Origin of the sequence: Pelomonas sp. KK5, assembly GCF_001984095.1 — a bacterium.
Taxonomy (GTDB): domain Bacteria; phylum Pseudomonadota; class Gammaproteobacteria; order Burkholderiales; family Burkholderiaceae_C; genus KK5.
This window is the reverse complement of the sequence record NZ_LYVQ01000035.1, coordinates 18,342-36,959: the sequence shown is the minus strand read 5'-3', so window position 1 is coordinate 36,959 and position 18,618 is coordinate 18,342. Positions and strand designations below refer to the sequence as shown.

Sequence of the window (18,618 nt, the reverse complement as noted above, 5' to 3'; positions counted from 1 at the left end):
CCGCCCCGCCACCCGAGCGAGAAGTCGGCGAAGTAGTCGAGCTGGAAGGCCGTGCCCGGTGCTGGTGCGCCGAGCACCCCGTTGGGGTCGTCGATCACGCCGGTCACGCCGGTGAGGCGATAGAGCAGCGTGTCCGCCTGCACGGCCGGCGCGGCGACGAACAGCGCCAGCGCGAGCAGGAGTCGTCGCATCGGGGTCGGCATCATGGTGAGCCCTCCACGGCCGCGTGAGCGCGGTCAAGCGTGATGGCGAGCAAACGGCGTGCCCGCCGCGCGATCCTCAGTTGCCGCCGGTCTTGCCGGAGCCGCCTGCCAGCGGCCGGTGGCGCGAGACGATGCGCTCGCCCCGGGCCTGGTAGCGGAGGCGGCGGGCCTCCTTCGGGTCGACGGTCAGCGGCCGGTAGACCTCGATGCGGTCGCGCTCGCGCAGCGGCGTGTCCAGCGGGCGCAGGCGGCCCCAGACGCCGATCTTCAGCGCGTCCAGCTGATGTAACGCTTCGGTGAATTCGGGCCAGGCCCGCAGCGCCTGCTCGACGGTGCAGCCCTCGGCGACGTCCAGCCAGGCCTGGCGCACGTCGCCGGCCGCCGGGCTCCAGACGACTTCAACGCGCACCGTAGACCGCCTCGGCCCGCTGCACGAAGGAATCGACGAAGGTGTTGGCCACCCGGTCGAACACCGGGCTCACCACGGCCTGCAGCGCGAAGTTGGAGAAGGCGTAGTGCAGGTCGAACTCGACCTTGCAGGCCCGCGTTTCACCTTGCCCCAGCGCGGAAAAGGTCCAGATGCCGTCCAGCTTGGAGAACGGGCCGTCCACCAGTTGCATGTGCACGCGCTGGTCGGGCGTGTTCGTGTTGCGCGTGGTGAAGGCCTGGCGCACGCCGGAGATCGACAGCGAGAGCCGCGCGGTGACGCCGTCCTCGCGGCGCTCCAGCACCTCGGCCTGGCTGCACCAGGGCAGGAACTCGGGATAGTGCTCGACGCCGGTGACCAGGGAGTACATCTCGTGCGGCGTGTACCAGAGCAGGACTGACTTCTTGACGTGCTTCATACAATGGCCGGAATTGTATTGGGGCGCCCTGCCCCCAGATTGTTCAAATGTCCATCGCAGAAAACCGCCGTGCCCGTTTCGAGTACCACATCGAGGAGCGCTTCGAGGCCGGCCTCGTGCTCGAAGGCTGGGAGGTCAAGGCGATCCGCGCCGGCCAGGTCCAGCTGACCGACGGCTACGTGATGATCAAGAACGGCGAGCTGTTCCTGATCGGCTGCCGCATCAATCCGCTGGGCAGCGCCTCCACCCACGTCAGCCCGATCGCCGACCGCACGAAGAAGCTGCTGATAAAGAAGGACGAGATCCGTCGCCTGGTCGGCAAGACCGAGCAGAAGGGCTTCACCCTCGTCCCGCTGAACCTGCACTACAAGGGCAGCCACGTGAAGGTGGACGTGGCCCTGGCCAAGGGCAAGGACAAGGCCGACAAGCGCGACACGATCAAGGATCGCGAAGGCAAGCGCGAGGTCGAACGCGCGATGAAGGAACGCGCCAAGTAACCCGTTACTTCAGCAGCGCCACCAGCGCCTGCTCGATGTCGGCCCGCAGGTCGGCCTCGGCCTCCAGCCCGATCGCGAACCTCACGATCACGCCTTCTTCGTAGGGCAGCGGCAGCGAGCGGCTGCGGCTCATGTCGTAAGGCACGGCCAGGCTCATCGGGCCGGCCCAGGAGTAGCCGATGCCGAACAGCTGCAACGCGTCCACGAAGGCATCGACCTCGGCCATGCCGTACTGCGGCTTGAACACGGCGGAGAACAGGCAGGCGGCGCCTGCGCTGCTGCACTGCAGCCAGTGCTCATGGCCCGGCGAGCCGGGCAGCGCCGGGTGCAGCACGCGGGACACCTCGGGGCGGGATTGCATCCAGGCAGCCAGCCCGCGGGTCGTCGCATCCTGCGCGCGGTAGCGCAGCTCCAGCGTCGGAAGGCCGCGCAGCACGAGCTCCACGTCGTTGGAACCGACGCCGTAGCCCAGGTGCTCGTGGGTCCAGTTGAGCTTGTCATGCAGCGCCTGGTCTCGCGTGTAGACGGCGCCCATCAGGACGTCGGCGCCGCCGCTCGGGTACTTGGTCAGCGCCTGCATCGAGATATCGATGCCAAGCTCGAAGGGCTGGAAGGCAACACCTGCCCCCCAGGTGTTGTCCAGCGCGGTCAGCACGCCGCGCTCGCGGCAGGCGGCCACCAGGCCCGCCAGGTCCGGGAACTCCAGCGTGATCGAGCCGGCGGCCTCCAGCCAGACGAGCTTGGTCTTCTCGCCAAGCAGAGACTTGAAGCCTTCGGCGTCCAGCGGGTCGTAGAACCGGTGCGTCACGCCCCAGTGCGGCAGGAAGGACTCGGTCAGGTAGCGGTTCTGGCCGTAGGCGTTGTCGGGCACCAGCACCTCGTCCCCGGGGCGCAGGAAAGCCATCGAGACCAGCGTGATCGCCGCTAGGCCGCTGGGCGTCAGCAGGCAGTGCGCGGCGCCTTCCAGCGTGCACAGCCTCGCGGCCAGGGTGTACGAGGTCGGCGTGCCGTGCAGGCCGTAGCGGTAGCCCTTGCCGTCGCGCGGCTTGTAGTCGTGCAGGTCGGCCGCGTCCTTGAACAGCACCGTGGAGGCCTTGGCCACCGGCACCGGGACGGCGTTCCAGCCTTCGGGCGGCTTGTACGGGTGGTGGATCTGCTCGGTCGAGATGGCCTTCTTCTTCGTCATACCGGCATCGCGACCAGGTCATGCCCTTCCGCAGCGACGATCTTGGCCTTGGTGAACTCGCCGACCTTCAGCGTCTTGCTGGCCTTCTGCGGCGGCAGCAGGCGCACGGTGCCGTCGATCTCGGGCGCATCCGCATAGGAACGGCCCACGCCGCCCTTGCGACCCAGGCCCGGCGCGGAATCGACCAGCACCTGCATCGTCGCGCCGATGCGCGAACGCAGCTTGTCGACCGAGACGGCTTCAGCGATCTGCATGAAGCGCGCGCGGCGCTCCTCGCGCACCTCGTCGGGCAAGGCGCCCTCGAGATTGTTCGCCGTGGCGCCCTCGACCGGCGAGTAGGCGAAGCAGCCGGCGCGGTCGATGCGCGCTTCCTGCATGAAGTCGAGCAGGTACTGGAACTCGGCTTCGGTCTCGCCGGGGAAGCCGGCGATGAAGGTGGAGCGGATCACGATGTCCGGGCAGGTCTCGCGCCAGCGGGCGATGCGCTCCATGTTCTTCTCGCCGTTGGCCGGGCGCTTCATGCGCTTGAGCACATCGGGGTGGGCATGCTGCAGCGGCACGTCCAGATACGGAAGGATCAGGCCTTCGGCCATCAGCGGCAGCACCTCGTCCACATGCGGATACGGATAGACGTAGTGCAGGCGCACCCAGGCGCCGTGCTGCTTGGCCATCTCGCCCAGCTTGGCCACCAGCTCGTACATGCGGGTCTTGACCGGCTTGCCGTCCCAGAAGCCGGTGCGGTACTTGACGTCCACGCCGTAGGCCGAGGTATCCTGGCTGATCACCAGCAGTTCCTTGACGCCGCTCTCGAACAGCGCGCGGGCTTCGTTGAGCACATCGCCGATCGGGCGCGAGACCAGGTCGCCTCGCATGCTCGGGATGATGCAGAAGGAGCAGCGGTGGTTGCAGCCCTCGCTGATCTTCAGGTAGGCGTAGTGCTTGGGCGTCAGCTTGATGCCGTAGGCGGGCACCAGGTCGATGAAGGGGTCGTGCGGCTTGGGCACGTGGGTGTGGACGGCGTCCATCACCTCCTGCGTGGCATGCGGGCCCGTAACGGCGAGAACCGACGGATGGATCTCGCGCACCAGCGAACCGGCATCGGCATTGGCATCGCTGCCCTTGGCGCCCAGGCAGCCGGTGACGATCACCTTGCCGTTCTCGGCCAGGGCTTCGCCGATGGTGTCCAGGCTCTCCTTGACGGCGTCGTCGATGAAGCCGCAGGTGTTGACGATCACCAGGTCGGCGCCGGCGAAGGTCTTGGAGGTCTCGTAGCCCTCGGCGCGCAGCTGGGTGAGGATCAGTTCGCTGTCGGTCAGGGCCTTGGGGCAGCCGAGGCTGACGAAGCCGATCTTCGGCGCCGCGGCGGTCGGGGAAATTGTGTCGCTCATCCCCGTATTGTCGCCGACGCTGAATTTCGCAGTTACGCGCTGGGTCGGACGAGCCGTGCCGCCGGCTCGGTCGGCGCGATCCAGGTCAGCAGCACCGCCACCAGCTCCTTCGGGTCGATCGGCTTGCTGACGTGGGAGTTCATGCCGGCGGCCAGGCAGTCCTGCATGTCGCGCTCCAGCGCGCCGGCGGTCATCGCGATGATGGGCAGGCGCTCGCCCTGTGGCAGGCTGCGGATCAGCCGGGTGGCGCTGAGGCCGTCCATCTCGGGCATCTGCACGTCCATCAGCACCGCGTCATAACGACCAGCCCGGACGCAGTCCACCGCCTCGATGCCGTTGTTGGCGATCTCCACCTCCAGCTGGCCCATCGACAGGAAGGCGCAGGCCACCTGCTGGTTGACCAGGTTGTCCTCGACCAGCAGCAGCCGCGCGCCGCGGATCGGGCGCAGCGCCTCGGCCAGGTTCAGTGTCTTGCTGCCGGGGAGCACCGTCTCCGGCGCGTTGCCGTGCTGCAGCTGGACCACCGTGTCGAACAGGCGCGAGGGCGTGATCGGCCGCACCAGCACGCCCGTGATCGGCAGCTCGCGCACCGCTTCCTCCACCTGCTCGTGGGTCTGCATGCTGGTGAGCACAATGCCGGCCAGCAGGTTGGCGCTGCGGTCGGCGGTGATGCGGCGGGCGGTCTCGAGGAAGTCCGGCCCCACGGTCTTCCAGTCCGCCAGCACCAGCTCGTAGGGCAGCGCCGGGTCGGCGTGGCGCATCCGGAAGAAGGCCTCGTCGGCGAAGGAGGCCACGCTGACCTGGAAGCGCCAGCTCTGCAGGATCTGCTGCAGCACCTGGCGCTCGGTGGGCTGGGCGTCGACGATCAGCGTGCGCATGCCGCGGATGCGGTGCAGGTCCATGCGCTCGGCATTGCCGTGGGCCGGCCCGAAAGCGCAGGTGAAGGCGAAACAGCTCCCCTGCCCCGGCGTGCTGCTCACTTCGATGCGGCCGCCCATCAGCTCGACCAGGCGCTTGCAGATCGCCAGGCCCAGGCCGGTGCCGCCGTAGCGCCGCGTGATCGACGAATCAGCCTGGCTGAAGGCCTGGAACAGGCGCGCGATCTGCTCCTCGTTCATGCCGATGCCGGTATCGCGGACGCTGAAGCGCAGCATGATCTGCGCGGCGTCGGCCCGGAGCAGCTCGGCGCGGACCACGATCTCGCCCTGCGGCGTGAACTTGATCGCGTTGCCCAGCAGGTTGTTGAAGACCTGGGCCAGGCGCAGCGGGTCGCCGACGAGGCGGTCCGGGATCGCATCGTCGATGTCGAAGATCAGGTCCAGCCCGGCCTCCTCGGTGCGGGCCGAGAACAGGTTGCCGACGTTCTCGATGATCTCCTCGGGGCTGAACTCCTCCTGCTCGACGTCGATCTTGCCGGCCTCGATCTTGGAGTAGTCGAGGATGTCGTTGAGCAGCGCCAGCAAGGCCTTGGACGAGGTCTGGACCTTGCCGAGATAGTCGCGTTGGCGCTCGTTCAGCGGCGTTTCGAGCACCAGGTGGGTCAGGCCGATGATGGCGTTCATCGGCGTGCGGATCTCGTGGCTCATGCTGGCCAGGAACAGGCTCTTGGCGGCGCTGCCGGCCTGGGCCTCGTCGCGGGCCTGGGCCAGCGCCCGGTTCATGCGGCGGTCAGCCTCGTAGGTCTCGAGCAGGCGGGCATAGAGCAGGCTGTTCTCCAGCAGCAGCTCCAGCAGCACGATGGAGCAGGCCAGCAGCCCGTAGATGCGGCCCGCGTAGAAGCCCAGGTCGTAGCGGCCGGCGTTGAGCAGGGCGGACAGCGCGATGTCGAAGGTCCAGGCGATGCAGACCACCATCAGCCAGACGTCGAGCAGCCGGCGCTCGCGCTGGCGCCACAGCGCCAGCAGCGCCAGCACGCTGCAGAGCCAGACCAGCCCCACCGTCACCTGCATCGCGGGCGAATGGCGATGGGCGACCATGATCGCCGGCAGGCTGTCCTGCCCCGCCGTGGCGAGGGCGACCAGGCCCACGCACAGCAGTAGGGTCGCCGCCGGCCAGGCCCAGATGGGCGTCGCGGACGGGCCGGCCCTGCGGCTCGTCCACAGGTAGCCGAGCACGTACATCGGGAAGCCGGCATGCCAGAACATGTAGATCCAGGCGGTGCTCTGCATCCCGGCGCCGAGCAGGCCCTGGGGCGCGAACAGGCCGGGGAAGCTCAGCGCATGCGCCGCCACCATGACGGCGGTGTACAGGTAGCCGCAGCCGAGGATCAGCAGGCCGCGCGCCCTGGAGATGCGGTACTGCCCGAACAGCAGCACGCAGGTGATCAGGTCGGTGACCAGCAGCGTGGCCTCGTAGATCGGGATGAAGGCCGGCACGGCGGCCAGTTGCACCCGGGCGAACGGCGCCAACGCCAGGAAGGCCAGGACGATGGCCAGCGCGACCGCGCTCGCGCGCCGCTGCTCGCGCGCGCCTGCGGCCTGCTCGAGCAGGAAGGTCGGCCTTTGCGCAACCGCCTCAGTCACGTCTTCGCGAACCGGCACTCTCGCTTGCACATCGTCTCCCTGAAGCTCCGCGTGGAGCGTCACCGATGCTTGATGCTGCGATAGTGCTCGATGTATCGCCCGGAGGCAAGCGGCGGGCCGCCGGGCGCCCGTCCTCAGCGCTTGGGCGGGAAGCCCGGCATGCCCGGGAACAGGGCACCCGCGTTCTTCATCTGCTCCTGCATCTGCTCCAGCAGGTTCTTGGACTGCTCGACGTAGCCGCCCATCAGCTGCTGCATCACCGGCGCCTGGCCGCCGAGGAACTGCGTCCACAGCTCGGGGCTGAAAGCGCCCTTGCTCTGCTCGGAGAACTGCTTCTGCATGTCCGCGAAGAGCTGCATGTTGCGCTCGAGGTAGCCGCCCATCACGCCCTGCATCGAATGGCCGTAGAAGCGGATGATCTGCGAGAGCGCGGCGGTGCTGAACATCGGCACGCCGTCGGTCTCTTCCTCGAGGATGATCTGCAGCAGGATGCTGCGGGTGATGTCCTCGCCGGTCTTGGCGTCTCGCACCTCGAAAGCCTCGGCGCCCAGCACCATCGTCTTGACGTCGGCCAGCGTGATGTAGCTGCTGGTCTGTGTGTCGTAGAGGCGACGGTTCGGATATTTCTTGAGGACGCGCACGTCCACGGCCCCGCCCTCTCCTGCTTCGGCGCCAGTCGTGCCTGCAGCTGCCGCTCCCTTCGTCGCCGCCTTGCGGGCCGTCACCATATCGCCTTGCTCCTTGAATATCGTTATGTGCGGGTGCACAAAACGATTCTAGGAGCGCCCTCCAGGCGGCCCGGAGGGGTTAACCCTGCGCGAGTGCTCACCAGATGCGGATGCGTTCGCCTGCCGGCTTGAACATGCGGTCGCCGGCCTTGGTGCCGAAGGCCTCGTGGAAGCCGTCATGGTTGATGGCGGCGCCGTCGGCGCGGTACTGCGGCGGCGAGTGGGGGTTGGAGGTCACCAGCTGCAGCAGGCGCTCGTCGCGGGTCTTCTCGCGCCAGGCCTGGGCCCAGCCGTAGAAGAAGCGCTGCTCCCCGCTCATGCCGCCGATCACCGGGGCCGGCTTGCCGCCCAGCGAGCGCTGCCAGGCCTTGTAGGCGATCTGCAGGCCCGACAGGTCGGCGATGTTCTCGCCCAGCGTCAGCCGGCCGTTGACGTGGTGGCCGGGAATCGGCTCATAACCGTCATATTGAGCGGCAAGCCGGTCGGCGATCGCCTCGAAGGCCTTGCGGTCGGACTCGGTCCACCAGTTGCGCAAGGCGCCGTCGCCGTCGTACTGGCTGCCCTCGTCATCGAAGCCATGGCTGATCTCGTGGCCGATGATCGCGCCGATGGCGCCGTAGTTGGCCGCGTCGTCGGCCGCCATGTCGAAGAAGGGCTTCTGCAGGATGGCCGCGGGGAAGACGATCTCGTTGAGCGTGGGCTCGTAGTAGGCGTTGACGGTCTGCGGCGTCATGCCCCATTCCGCACGGTCCACCGGGCCGCCGACGCGCCGCGCCTGCCGCTCCCACTCGAAGCGGCCGGCGCGCAGCCGGTTGCCGATCGGGTCGCCTGCCTTCACCTGCAGCGCCGCGTAGTCGCGCCACTTGTCGGGGTAGCCGATCTTGGTCGTGTACTTGGCGAGCTTGGCCTGGGCCTCGGCCTTGGTCTCCGGCGACATCCAGCTCAGGCCGTCGATCGACACCTTGTAGGTGACCAGCAGATTGGCCACCAGCTCCTGCATCCGCGCCTTGGCGGCCGGCGGGAAGTAACGCGTGACGTAGACGCGGCCGACGGCCTCGCCCAAAGCGCCGTTGACCTCGGCCACGCCCTTCTGCCAGCGCGGCCGCTCCTGCTTCGCGCCGCTGATGGCGGTGCCGTGGAAGCCGAAGGCGGCGTCACGGAAGGGCTTGGGCAGCAGGTCGGCCGATTCGTCCAGCACGCGCAGGCGCAGGTAGGCCTTCCACTGCGTCAAGGGCACCTCGGCGACCAGCTTGGCCGCCGCAGCCACCTGGCTCGGCTGCGAGACGATCAGCCGCTCCACCTGGGTCAGCTGCGCGGCCTGGAGGAAGGCCGGCCAGTCCAGGCCCGGGGCCTTCTCGGCCAGTTCGGCGCGGGTCATCGGGTTGTAGATCTTGACCGGGTCGCGCATCTCGGCCTTGGGCCAGTGGCTCTGGGCGATGCGGTCCTCCAGCGCCAGCGCCTGGTCGGCCGTAGCGGGGTTGTCGCCGGCCAGCGCGGCCAGCTTGCGCAGATAGGCCTGGTAAGCGGCGCGGGTCTTGCCGAGCTGCGGGTCGTCGGGCTTCAGGTAGTAGTCGCGGTCGGGCATGCCCAGGCCCGCCTGCCAGGTCAGCGCGGCGTAGTGCGCCGGATCCTTGGCATCACCGAGCACCTGCATCTGCAGCGGCACGTTGAAGCGGCCCTGGGCCCGGCCCAGCCAGACAGCGAGCGAGAACGGGGAGTCGATCGCGTCGATCGCCTCGAGCAGCCCGCGCACCGGCGCGAGGCCGGCCTTGTCGATCGCCTTCAGGTCGGTGTAGGACTTGTAGAAGTCGGCGATGCGGCGCTCGTCGCTGCCCTCGGCCTGCGGCTTCTTCGCCAGGCCTTCGACGATCGTGCGCACGCGCTGGTCGGACAGATCCTCCAGCAGCGTGAAGGCGCCGGTCTCGGAGCGGTCGGCCGGGATCTTGGTGGCCTTGAGCCAGCGGCCGTTGACCGCCTTGAACAGGTCGTCCTGCGGGCGCACGGCCTTGTCGAAGGCGGCGGTATCGACGCCGGCGGACAGCGGCGCGGCCTGGGCCGTGAGGACCGTCAGCGCGAGGATCAGCGGTGTGAGTTTCATGATCGATCGATGAATGAAAAAGGCCGCGAACGGAATCGCGGCCTTTGTTGATGTCCGGATGAGCTGCCCTTACCAGATGCGGATGCGCTCGGCGACCGGCTTGAACATCTTGTCGCCGGCCTTGGTGCCGAAGGCCTCGTGGAAGCCGTCGTGGTTGACGGCGCCGCCGTTGGCGCGGAACTCGCTCGGCGAGTGCGGGTCGATCGTCAGCAGCTGCAGCTGGCGGGCTTCGCGCATCTTGTTGCGCCAGGCCTGCGACCAGCCCAGGAAGAAGCGCTGCTCGCCGGTGTAGCCGTCCAGCACCGGGGCGGGCTTGCCGTTCAGCGAGCGCTTGTAGGCCTTGTAGGCGATCTGCAGGCCGGACAGGTCGGCGATGTTCTCGCCCAGGGTCAGGCGGCCGTTGACGTGCTTGCCGGGGATGGGCTCGTAGCCGTCGTACTGGGCCACCAGCTTGTCGGCGATCGCCTCGAAGGCCTTGCGGTCGCCCTCGGTCCACCAGTTGCGCAGCTTGCCGTCGCCGTCGTACTGGCTGCCCTGGTCGTCGAAGCCGTGGCTGATCTCGTGGCCGATCACCGCGCCGATGGCGCCGTAGTTGACGGCGTCGTCGGCGGCCATGTCGAAGAACGGCGGCTGCAGGATGGCGGCCGGGAAGACGATCTCGTTGAGCGAGGGGTTGTAGTAGGCGTTGACCGTCTGCGGCGTCATGCCCCATTCGGTGCGGTCCACCTTCTTGCCGACGCGCACCGAGACGCGCTCCCACTCGAAGCGGCCGGCGCGCTCGCGGTTGCCGACCGGATCACCGGCCTTGACGACCAGCTTGGTGTAGTCACGCCAGACGTCGGGGTAGCCGATCTTGGTCATGTACTTGGACAGCTTGTCCTGGGCCTGCGCCTTGGTTTCGGTCGACATCCACGAAAGGCCGTCGATCGAGGTCTTGTAGGTGGCCAGCAGGTTCTGCACCAGCTCCTGCATGCGGGCCTTGTAGGCCGGCGGGAAGTACTTGCCGACGTAGACCTTGCCCACGGCCTCGCCCATCGCGCCGTTCAGCTCGGCGATGCCCTTCTGCCAGCGCGGGCGCTCTTCCTTGGTGCCGGTGATGGCCGCGCCGTGGAAGGCGAAGGCGGCATCGCGGTAGGCCTGGGGCAGCAGGTCGGCGGATTCGTCCAGCACGCGCAGGCGCAGGTAGGCCTTCCACTGGGCCAGCGGCTTGTCGGCCACCAGCTTGGCGACGCCCTTCACTTCCGAAGGCTGCGAGACCGACAGCTTGCTCGGATTGGCGCCGACGTTGGCGCCAGCGAAGAAGGCGGCCCAGTCGATGCCCGGCGCGGCGGCCTGCAGCTCGGCGACGGTCATCGGGTTGTAGTTCTTGACCGGATCGCGCAGCTCGACCTTGGGCAGGTGCACCTCGGCGATGGCGCGCTCCAGCTCGATCACCGACTTGGCGGTGGCGGCGGCGTCCTTGTCGCCGGACAGGCTGCCCAGCGTTGTCAGGTAGCTCTCGTAGGCCGTGCGGGCCTTGCCCATGCGCTCGTCGTCGGCCTTCAGGTAGTAGTCGCGGTCGGGCATGCCCAGGCCGCCCTGCCAGGTCAGCGCGGTGTAGACGGTCGGGTCCTTGGAGTCGCCCTCCACGCCCATCAGCACCGGCGTGTTGAACGAGCCCTGCGACTTGCCCAGCCAGGCGGCCAGATCCTTGGGCGTCTTGATCGCGTCGATGCTGGCCAGCAGCGACTTCAGCGGGGCCAGGCCGGCCTTGTCGATGGCGGCGGTGTCGACGTAGGAGCCGTAGAAGTCGGCGATCTTCTGCTCGACGGTGCCGGGCTTCTGCTTGGCCTTGGCCAGCTCGTCGACGATGGTGCGCACGCGCTGGTCCGACAGGTCGCGCAGGCCGATGAAGGTGCCGTAGCTGGACTTGTCGGCCGGGATCTCGGTCTTCTTGACCCAGTCGCCGTTGACGGCGCTGAACAGGTCGTCCTGGATGCGGACGGTGCTGTCGAAGCCGGACTTGTCCAGGCCCGAGGTCGGCGTTTGCGCGTGGCTCATGCCGGCCAGTGTCAGCGACAGCACCAGCGGTGCCAAGCAGAGAACCTTCGAGATGGTTGCCATCAACTTCTACCCACGATTGGAAAGCGCAGGAGGGTAGTGGATGCGCGAAGGGCTGACAACATGGCTTTCGTCATGCGTGTCAGCCCTGATTACCAGTCAATGCCGGTCAGTCCGGCTTGATCGTTAGGTGTTACTTCTTCGGCAGCGGCTCCACGATAGCGAAGTCCGGCGTGAAGTTGTCGAACATCGCGAACAGCTCGCCGAACTTGCGCGGGTCGCCCTCGGCCTTCACCAGGCCCTGCTGCATCAGCTCGGGCAGCTTGGCCTGGCCCAGCAGGAACTTGTTCAGCGCCTCGCGGGTCAGCGTCAGGCCGGCGTCGGCCTTGGCGGCCTGCTTGCCCTCGACCCAGGTCAGCGCCGAGTTCTCCAGGTTCAGCACGAACTTCTGGTTCGAGTCGGTGAAATTCCAGTTCAGCACCAGGCGCTTGCCGTCGGCCTTGGCGGCGTTCAGGCGCACGCCGAGGAAGTCGAAGAACAGCTCGAGGTTGACGGCCTTCAGCGTGTCGGCGTTGAGCGTGCTCAGCGGCGGCAGCTTGGGCACGCCGTTGCGCAGCTCCTGCGCGCCGGTCAGGTAGGCGCCGCGCCAGGTGCCGGCCTCGGCCTGGTAGCCCAGCTGCTCCAGCGCGTCGGCGCCGAGGCTGCGGGCAGCCTGGTTGGCCGGGTCGAAGGAGACGATCTGGCTCATCACGCTGGCCACCCAGCGGTACTCGCCCTTGGCGAAGTCGGCGCGGGCCTTGGCGATGACGGCGTCGGCGCCGCCCATGTACTCGATCGCCTTCTTCGCCTGCTCGCCGTCCGGCAGCGGATTCAGGTTGGCCGGGTTGGCGTCGTACCAGCCGAGGTACTTCTGGTAGATCGCGCGGCTGTTGTGGCTCAGCGTGCCGTAGTAGCCGTGGGTAGACCATTCCTTGTCCAGGCTGGCCGGCATCTTCAGCGTGTTGGCGATGTCGCCCGGCTTCCAGCCCTGGTTCAGCAGGCGCACCGTCTGGTCGTGGATGAACTTGTAGAGGTCGCGCTGGACGACCAGGAAGTGGTCGATGCCGGCCGGGCCGAAGACGGGCCAGTGGTGCGACATGATCAGCGTGTCAGCCTTGGCGGCATAGCGCTCGCGCACGTCGGAGATGTAGCCCGACCACTTGTTGGCATCACGCACCTCCGCGCCGCGGATCGTGTAGACGTTGTGCATGTGCTGGGTCGTCACTTCCGCGGTGTCCAGCACCTTGTGCTGCGGGAAGTACATCATCATCTCGGCCGGCGCCTCGGAGCCCGGCGCCAGGATGAACTCGACCGGCACGCCGTCGATGACGCGGTTCGGATCCTTGGCGGTGATCACGTCGGTGGGCGGGATCAGCGTGATGCCCCCGCGGCTCAGCGCCTTGCCCAGGCCCGTGTCCACGTGGCCCATCGGGCCGGGCGGCAGCAGAGCGCCGAACTGGTAGGCGGCGCGACGGCTCATCGCATTGCCGGCGATGATGTTCTCGGCGATGGCGGTTTCCATGAAGCCGTCCGGCGCGTAGATGCGGATCTTGCCCGCGGCGACGTCGGCGTCGCTGGCCACGCCCTTGACGCCGCCGAAGTGGTCGGCATGGCCGTGGCTGTAGATCACCGCCACCACCGGCTTCTTCGGCCGGTGGGCGTAGTAGAGCTCCAGTCCAGCCTTGGCGGTGTCGGCCGTGAGCAGCGGGTCGATGACGATCAGGCCGGTCTTGCCTTCGATGATCGTCATGTTGGACAGGTCCAGCCCGCGCAGCTGGTACATGCCGTCGGCCACCTTGAACAGGCCGGCGATCGCATCCAGCTGGGCCTGGCGCCACAGGCTGGGGTTGACCGTGGCCGGCGCGTCGCCCTTGAGGAAATCGTAGGCGGCCATGTTCCAGACCGGCTTGCCGTCGGCGCCATTGATCACATTGCCGGGGATGCCGGCGATGAAGCCGCGCTTCGCGTCCTCGAAGGCTTGCTTGTCGCCCCAGGGCAGCGTGGCGCTGAAATCGGCATTGGCCTTGGCGGTGGCGGCTTCCGCGCCCTTGGGCGCGACCTGCGCGCCGGCCGTGCCGGCCAGCGCCAGCAGCGCGGCCACGGCAATGAGGGTCTTGTTCTTCATCATCAACATCGGTTTGTCTCCAGGAAAATTCATGCGCTCAAGGACGGCAGCTGGTAGTCCTTGAACTGGTCGCGCAGCTTGGTCTTGAGCATCTTGCCGGTGGCGCCCAGCGGGATCGCCGGCACGAACAGCACGTCATCGGGGATCTGCCACTTGGCCGTCTTGCCCTGGTAGAAGGCCAGCAGCTCGTCGCGGGTCAGCGTGGCATTGGGCTTCAGCGCCACGACCACCACCGGCCGTTCGTCCCACTTCGGGTGGCGCATGCCGATGCAGGCCGCCATGGCCACGGCCGGGTGGGCCATCGCGATGTTCTCCACCTCGATTGAGCTGATCCATTCGCCGCCGGACTTGATCACGTCCTTGCTGCGGTCGGTGATCAGCATGAAGCCGTCGCCATCGATCATGGCCACGTCGCCGGTGGGGAACCAGCCCTCGTCGAGGATCTCGCCGCCCTCGCCCTTGAAGTATTCGCCGACGACCCAGTGGCCGCGCGCCTGCAGCTCGCCGCTCTGCTGGCCGTCCCAGGGCAAGACCTGGCCCTCATGGCCCTTGATGCGCAACTCGATGCCGAAGATCGGCCGGCCCTGCGACTGGCGGCGCTTGAGCTGCGCCTCGGGCGACTCGGCCAGGTGCTTGTTCTTCAGCGTGCAGACGGAGCCCAGCGGCGACAGCTCGGTCATGCCCCAGGCGTGCAGCACCTCGACCTTGTAGTCGTTCTGGAAGGCCTGGATCATCGCCGGCGGGCAGGCGGAGCCGCCGATCACCGTGCGGTTCATCGTCGAGAAGCGCAGGCCGTTGGCCTGCACGTGCGCCAGCATCATCTGCCAGACGGTCGGCACGCCGGCGGCCAGCGTGACCTTCTCGTTCTCGATCAGCTCGTAGACCGACTTGCCGTCCATCGCCGGGCCGGGGAAGACCAGCTTGCAGCCGGTCATCGCCGCCGCGTAGGGCAGGCCCCAGGCGTTGACGTGGAACATCGGCACGACCGGCAGCACGCTGTCACGCGCCGACAGGCACATCGCGTCGGGCATCACCACCGCGTAGCTGTGCAGCATCGTCGAGCGGTGGCTGTAGAGCACGCCCTTGGGGTTGCCGGTGGTGCCGCTGGTGTAGCAGAGGCTGGCGGCGCTGTTCTCGTCGACGACGGGCCAGTCGTAGGTATCGGGCTGGCCGGCGATCCAGTCTTCGTAGGCGATCAGGCCGGGGATGCCGCTCTCCTTCGGCAGCGCGGCGCCGTCGCACATCGCGATCCAGTGCTTCACCGTCGGGCAGCGCGAGTGCACGGCCTGGATCAGCGGCAGGAAGCTGGTGTCGAAGCACAGCACCGTGTCTTCCGCGTGGTTGATGATCCAGGCGAGCTGCTCGGGATGCAGGCGCGGGTTCAGCGTGTGCAGCACCCGGCCGGAGGACGAAATGCCGAAGTACAGCTCCATGTGGCGGTAGCCGTTCCAGGCGAGCGTGGCCACGCGCTGGCCCTGCTCCACCTGCATCGCGTCGAGCGCATTGGCGATCTTGCGGGCGCGGGCAGCGACCTCGCGGTAGGTGGTGCGATGGATGTCGCCCTCGACGCGGCGGCTGACGATTTCTCCGTCGCCATGGCATTGCGCCGCGAACTCGATGATGCGCGAGATGTTCAGCTCGTGCTGCTGCATCAGACCCAGCATGGGATGTCTCCTGGTTGTTTCTCGGATCAGGCCGTGGCCAGCGCCTTGGCGCGCGCGTCCTCGCGGATCATCTTCGCGGCCTTCTCGCCGATCATGATCGTGGGCGCGTTGGTGTTGCCGCCGATCAGGGTCGGGAAGATGGACGCATCGCAGACGCGCAGGCCCTCGACGCCGCGCACGCGCAGGCGCGCATCGACCACGGCCATCGTGTCGCTGGCCGGGCCCATCTTGCAAGTCCCCACCGGGTGGTATTGCGTGTCGGCACGGGCGCGGATATCGGCTTCGAGGCCCCGGGTGTCGTCGATGCGGGTCGGGTAGAGCTGCTTGCCGCGCACGCCGTCGAAGGCCTTCGATTCCATGATGCGCTGCTGGATCTGCGCGCCGCGCACCAGCAGCTCGGTGTCGCGATCGTCGCTGAGGAAGCGCGGGTCGATCACCGGCGCGTCGTTGGCGTCGGTGCTGGCCAGGCCCACGGTGCCGCGGCTGTGGGGCCGCATGATGTCCACATGGCAGGAGATGCCGTGGCCCAGGTGCATCTTGCGGGCGTGATCGTCGACGATGGCGATCACGAAGATCAGCTGCAGGTCGGGCACCTTCACCGCGGGCGCCGAGCTGACGAAGGCACCGGCGCCGGCGTAGCAGGTGGTCAGCAGGCCGGTGCGCTCGTTCTTCCACTCGGGAATGGCCTTCAGGATCTTCGGGCCGGCGCGCAGCGAGACGCCGAAGGACTCGGTGCTGCTCGCGACCTTCCAGGTCTGCACATAGTCGATGTGGTCCTGCAGGTTCTTGCCGACGCCGGGAATCTCGGCCACCGGCTTGATGCCCAGCATCTGCAGCTCGGCGCCCGCGCCCAGGCCCGACAGCATCATCAGCTGCGGGGAGCCGAAGGCGCCGGCCGACAACACCACCTCGCGGCGCGCCTTCACCTGCTGTTTCGCGCCACCCTGCGTGTATTCGATGCCCACGGCGCGCCGGCCCTCGAACAGCACGCGCTGGCTGACCGCGCGGGTGATCACCTTCAGGTTGGAGCGCGAGAGATTGGGCGTCAGGTAGCCCTTGGCGGCGCTGCAGCGCTCGCCGTTCTTGTGCGTGACCTGGTACATGAAGGCGCCGTGCTGCTCGGCGCCGTTGTAGTCGGGGTTCAGCGGGATGCCGCTGGCCACGGCCGCCTCGAGGAAGGTGTCGTTCAGCGCGCTGTGGTAGTTCTGGTAGGTGACGTTCAGCGGGCCGCCCTGGCCGTGGAACTCGTTGCGGAACTGCTCGTTGTTCTCGGCCTGGCGGAAGAAGGGCAGCACCTCGTCGTAGGACCAGCCCTCGTTGCCGAGCGAGGCCCAGTGGTCGTAGTCCCACCTGTTGCCGCGCACGTAGAGCATCGCGTTGATCGAGCTGGAGCCGCCCAGCGTCTTGCCGCGGGGCTGGTAGCCCAGGCGGCCGTTCAGGCCCGGCTGCGGCACGGTCTTGTAGCCGTAGTTGTTGAGCTTGGTGGGCATCATCGCCACCACGCCGGCCGGCGCATGGATGAACACGCTGGTGTCCGGGCCACCGGCCTCCAGCAGGCAGACGCTGACCGCCGGGTCCTCGCTCAGGCGCGAAGCGATGACGCAGCCGGCCGAGCCGCCGCCGACGATGACGTAGTCGAATTCGTTCATATCGTTCTCTTCCTTGTTCAGGCGATCAGCTTGAGCACCTTCAGCATGAAGGCGAAGGTCTTGCCATAGGGCGGGTGCAGCAGCGGGATGCCGTTCAGCCGCGCCTGGATGAACACCGGCTTCTCCTTGCTGAAGCTGCGGAAGCCGTGCTCGCCGTGGTAGGCGCCCATGCCGCTGGCGCCGACGCCGCCGAAGGGCTGCGCCTCCTGGCCGATGTGCCAGAGGCAGTCGTTGATCGTCACGCCGCCGGCGATGGTCTCGCGCAGCACCTGCTCGCGCGCGGCGCCGTCGCTGCCGAACCAGTACAGGGCCAGCGGGCGGTCGCCGGCGTTGACCTTGGCGATGGCGGCAGCCGTGTCGGCCACCTCGACGATGGGCAGCAGCGGGCCGAAGATCTCCTCCTGCATGATCTGCATCGAGGGGGTGGGATTCAGCACCGCCACCGGCGTGAACTTGCGCGAGCCCTGCGGGGTCAGGTCATCGCTGAGCGGCACGATGGTGGCGCCCTGAGACTGCGCGTCGTCCAGCAGCTGCTGCAGGCGGGCGCGGTGGCGTGGCGAGATGATCGAGGTGTAGTCGGGGTTGCCCTCGATCGTCGGGTACATGCGCGCGACCTCGGCCTTCAGCGCCTCGGCCACCGCCCTGCCCTGGCCTGGCGGCACCAGCAGGTAGTCCGGCGCGATGCAGGTCTGGCCCGCGTTCAGCAGCTTGCCGAAGGCGATGCGCGGGGCGGCCACCTTCAGGTCCGCGCTGCTGTCGATGATGCAGGGTGACTTGCCGCCGAGCTCCAGCGTCAGCGGCGTCAGGTTCGGCGCGGCGGCGGCGGCCACCTTGCGGCCCACCGCGGTGGAGCCGGTGAACACCAGGTGGTCGAAGGGCAGTGCGCAGAAGGCGGCGCCGACCTGCGCGTCCCCGCAGACCACGGCCATCTCCTCGGGCTTGAAATACTGGCCGACCAGCTTCTCCAGCAGCGCGGAGAAGGCCGGGGTCAGCTCGGAGGGCTTGATCAGCACGCGGTTGCCGGCGGCGATCGCGCCGATGGCGGGGCCCAGGCTCAGCTGCAGCGGATAGTTCCAGGGCGCGACGACGCCGACCACGCCCAGCGGCTGGCGGATCAGCCGGTTGCGGCCGGGCATGTAGGCCAGCGAGGTGGCGACCCGGCGCGTCTTCATCCAGCCCTTCAGGTGGCGCTTGGTGCCGACGATGGAGGTGCCCAGGATGCCGACTTCGGCCAGCAGGGTCTCGTGGGCCGAGCGGTGGCCGAAGTCCTGCGTGATCGCCTGGACGAAGGCTTGAGCGTTCTCTTCCAGCAGCCGCGCGAGGCGGTCCAGCCGGTCGATGCGCACCGCGTGGGTCGGCGTCGGGTCCGTGGCGTGGGCGGCGCGCTGGGCCGCCAGCAGGGTCGCTGCCGCGGCGTCGGGGGTCAGGGCATTCACGTCCGTGTCTCCTGGTTTGAGGGCTGTCTCCGGCACCCGTGATCCGGGTGTTCACGGGCATCGTTGCAGCCTCAAATGGTGCGCGCGTGCACGATAATCGGCTATGACCGGCGCTGACAGTGGCCATGACATCCAATGCCACCCAGGGTTTCTCCCTGGCGGGTCGACGCGTACGCCGACGATCCACGATGCGGTCTT

At 68.1% G+C, this 18,618-nt stretch carries 14 protein-coding genes; 1 reads left to right on the top strand and 13 read right to left on the bottom strand.

Annotated features, from left to right (window positions below; all coding sequences use genetic code 11):
* The 3 genes from B0W88_RS07660 to B0W88_RS07650 all read right to left on the bottom strand — a co-directional run.
* Nucleotides 1–191, bottom strand: a 191-nt coding sequence (locus B0W88_RS07660) for a hypothetical protein (RefSeq protein ID WP_144006661.1), incomplete at its 3' end; no start/stop codon positions are given.
* An 88-nt stretch (nt 192–279) separates the two neighbouring features.
* Entirely contained in the window at nt 280–612 is a 333-nt protein-coding gene (locus B0W88_RS07655; RefSeq protein ID WP_077034068.1) for an RnfH family protein, read from the bottom strand.
* Nucleotides 602–1,048 (bottom strand): type II toxin-antitoxin system RatA family toxin, encoded by a 447-nt coding sequence (locus B0W88_RS07650; RefSeq protein ID WP_077034067.1) that lies wholly within the window; start codon nt 1,046–1,048, stop codon nt 602–604. Before B0W88_RS07650 ends, B0W88_RS07655 begins: the two co-directional genes overlap by 11 nt.
* Nucleotides 1,049–1,095: 47 nt before the next feature.
* On the opposite strand from B0W88_RS07650, the gene smpB reads away from it, so the two are divergent.
* Nucleotides 1,096–1,545: an SsrA-binding protein SmpB gene (gene smpB, locus B0W88_RS07645; RefSeq protein WP_077034066.1), complete on the top strand. Its 450-nt coding sequence runs from the start codon at nt 1,096–1,098 to the stop codon at nt 1,543–1,545.
* Between the two features lie 4 nt (nt 1,546–1,549).
* Here smpB and B0W88_RS07640 read toward each other — a convergent pair whose 3' ends face one another.
* The 10 genes from B0W88_RS07640 to B0W88_RS07595 form a co-directional block, all read right to left on the bottom strand.
* Nucleotides 1,550–2,731 carry a PLP-dependent transferase gene (locus B0W88_RS07640; RefSeq protein WP_077034065.1) on the bottom strand — a complete coding sequence of 394 codons (1,182 nt, stop codon included), beginning with the start codon at nt 2,729–2,731 and terminating at the stop codon, nt 1,550–1,552.
* Nucleotides 2,728–4,119, bottom strand: coding sequence for a 30S ribosomal protein S12 methylthiotransferase RimO (gene rimO / locus B0W88_RS07635; protein WP_077034064.1), 1,392 nt, complete (start codon nt 4,117–4,119; stop codon nt 2,728–2,730). Before rimO ends, B0W88_RS07640 begins: the two co-directional genes overlap by 4 nt.
* A gap of 32 nt (nt 4,120–4,151) precedes the next feature.
* Nucleotides 4,152–6,641, bottom strand: coding sequence for a response regulator (locus B0W88_RS07630; RefSeq protein WP_077034063.1), 2,490 nt, complete (start codon nt 6,639–6,641; stop codon nt 4,152–4,154).
* 134 nt (nt 6,642–6,775) lie between these two features.
* A complete protein-coding gene (phaR, locus tag B0W88_RS07625; RefSeq protein WP_077034062.1) occupies nt 6,776–7,288 on the bottom strand; it encodes a polyhydroxyalkanoate synthesis repressor PhaR in 513 nt (170 codons plus the stop codon).
* Between the two features lie 178 nt (nt 7,289–7,466).
* Nucleotides 7,467–9,467 (bottom strand): M13 family metallopeptidase, encoded by a 2,001-nt coding sequence (locus B0W88_RS07620; protein WP_077034061.1) that lies wholly within the window; start codon nt 9,465–9,467, stop codon nt 7,467–7,469.
* A 69-nt stretch (nt 9,468–9,536) separates the two neighbouring features.
* Complete coding sequence (locus B0W88_RS07615) at nt 9,537–11,570, bottom strand: M13 family metallopeptidase (RefSeq protein ID WP_077034060.1); 2,034 nt, start codon at nt 11,568–11,570, stop codon at nt 9,537–9,539.
* A 130-nt stretch (nt 11,571–11,700) separates the two neighbouring features.
* Complete coding sequence (locus tag B0W88_RS07610; RefSeq protein ID WP_077034059.1) at nt 11,701–13,680, bottom strand: alkyl/aryl-sulfatase; 1,980 nt, start codon at nt 13,678–13,680, stop codon at nt 11,701–11,703.
* Between the two features lie 20 nt (nt 13,681–13,700).
* Nucleotides 13,701–15,335: a 3-(methylthio)propionyl-CoA ligase gene (locus tag B0W88_RS07605; protein ID WP_077034058.1), complete on the bottom strand. Its 1,635-nt coding sequence runs from the start codon at nt 15,333–15,335 to the stop codon at nt 13,701–13,703.
* Between the two features lie 26 nt (nt 15,336–15,361).
* Entirely contained in the window at nt 15,362–16,984 is a 1,623-nt protein-coding gene (locus B0W88_RS07600) for a GMC family oxidoreductase (RefSeq protein ID WP_077034057.1), read from the bottom strand.
* A gap of 17 nt (nt 16,985–17,001) precedes the next feature.
* Nucleotides 17,002–18,420, bottom strand: a complete 1,419-nt coding sequence (locus B0W88_RS07595; RefSeq protein WP_255378650.1) for a coniferyl aldehyde dehydrogenase — start codon at nt 18,418–18,420, stop codon at nt 17,002–17,004.
* Between the last annotated feature and the right edge of the window lie 198 nt (nt 18,421–18,618).

Bases quoted from the DNA above. Each gene is read 5' to 3' on its own strand.
- B0W88_RS07640 (WP_077034065.1), bottom strand. From the start codon at position 2,731: ATGACGAAGAAGAAGGCCATCTCGACCGAGCAGATCCACCACCCGTAC.
- rimO (WP_077034064.1), bottom strand. From the start codon at position 4,119: ATGAGCGACACAATTTCCCCGACCGCCGCGGCGCCGAAGATCGGCTTC.
- smpB (WP_077034066.1), top strand. From the start codon at position 1,096: ATGTCCATCGCAGAAAACCGCCGTGCCCGTTTCGAGTACCACATCGAG.
- B0W88_RS07610 (WP_077034059.1), bottom strand. From the start codon at position 13,680: ATGTTGATGATGAAGAACAAGACCCTCATTGCCGTGGCCGCGCTGCTG.
- B0W88_RS07600 (WP_077034057.1), bottom strand. From the start codon at position 16,984: ATGAACGAATTCGACTACGTCATCGTCGGCGGCGGCTCGGCCGGCTGC.
- B0W88_RS07650 (WP_077034067.1), bottom strand. From the start codon at position 1,048: ATGAAGCACGTCAAGAAGTCAGTCCTGCTCTGGTACACGCCGCACGAG.
- B0W88_RS07605 (WP_077034058.1), bottom strand. From the start codon at position 15,335: ATGCTGGGTCTGATGCAGCAGCACGAGCTGAACATCTCGCGCATCATC.
- B0W88_RS07615 (WP_077034060.1), bottom strand. From the start codon at position 11,570: ATGGCAACCATCTCGAAGGTTCTCTGCTTGGCACCGCTGGTGCTGTCG.
- B0W88_RS07620 (WP_077034061.1), bottom strand. From the start codon at position 9,467: ATGAAACTCACACCGCTGATCCTCGCGCTGACGGTCCTCACGGCCCAG.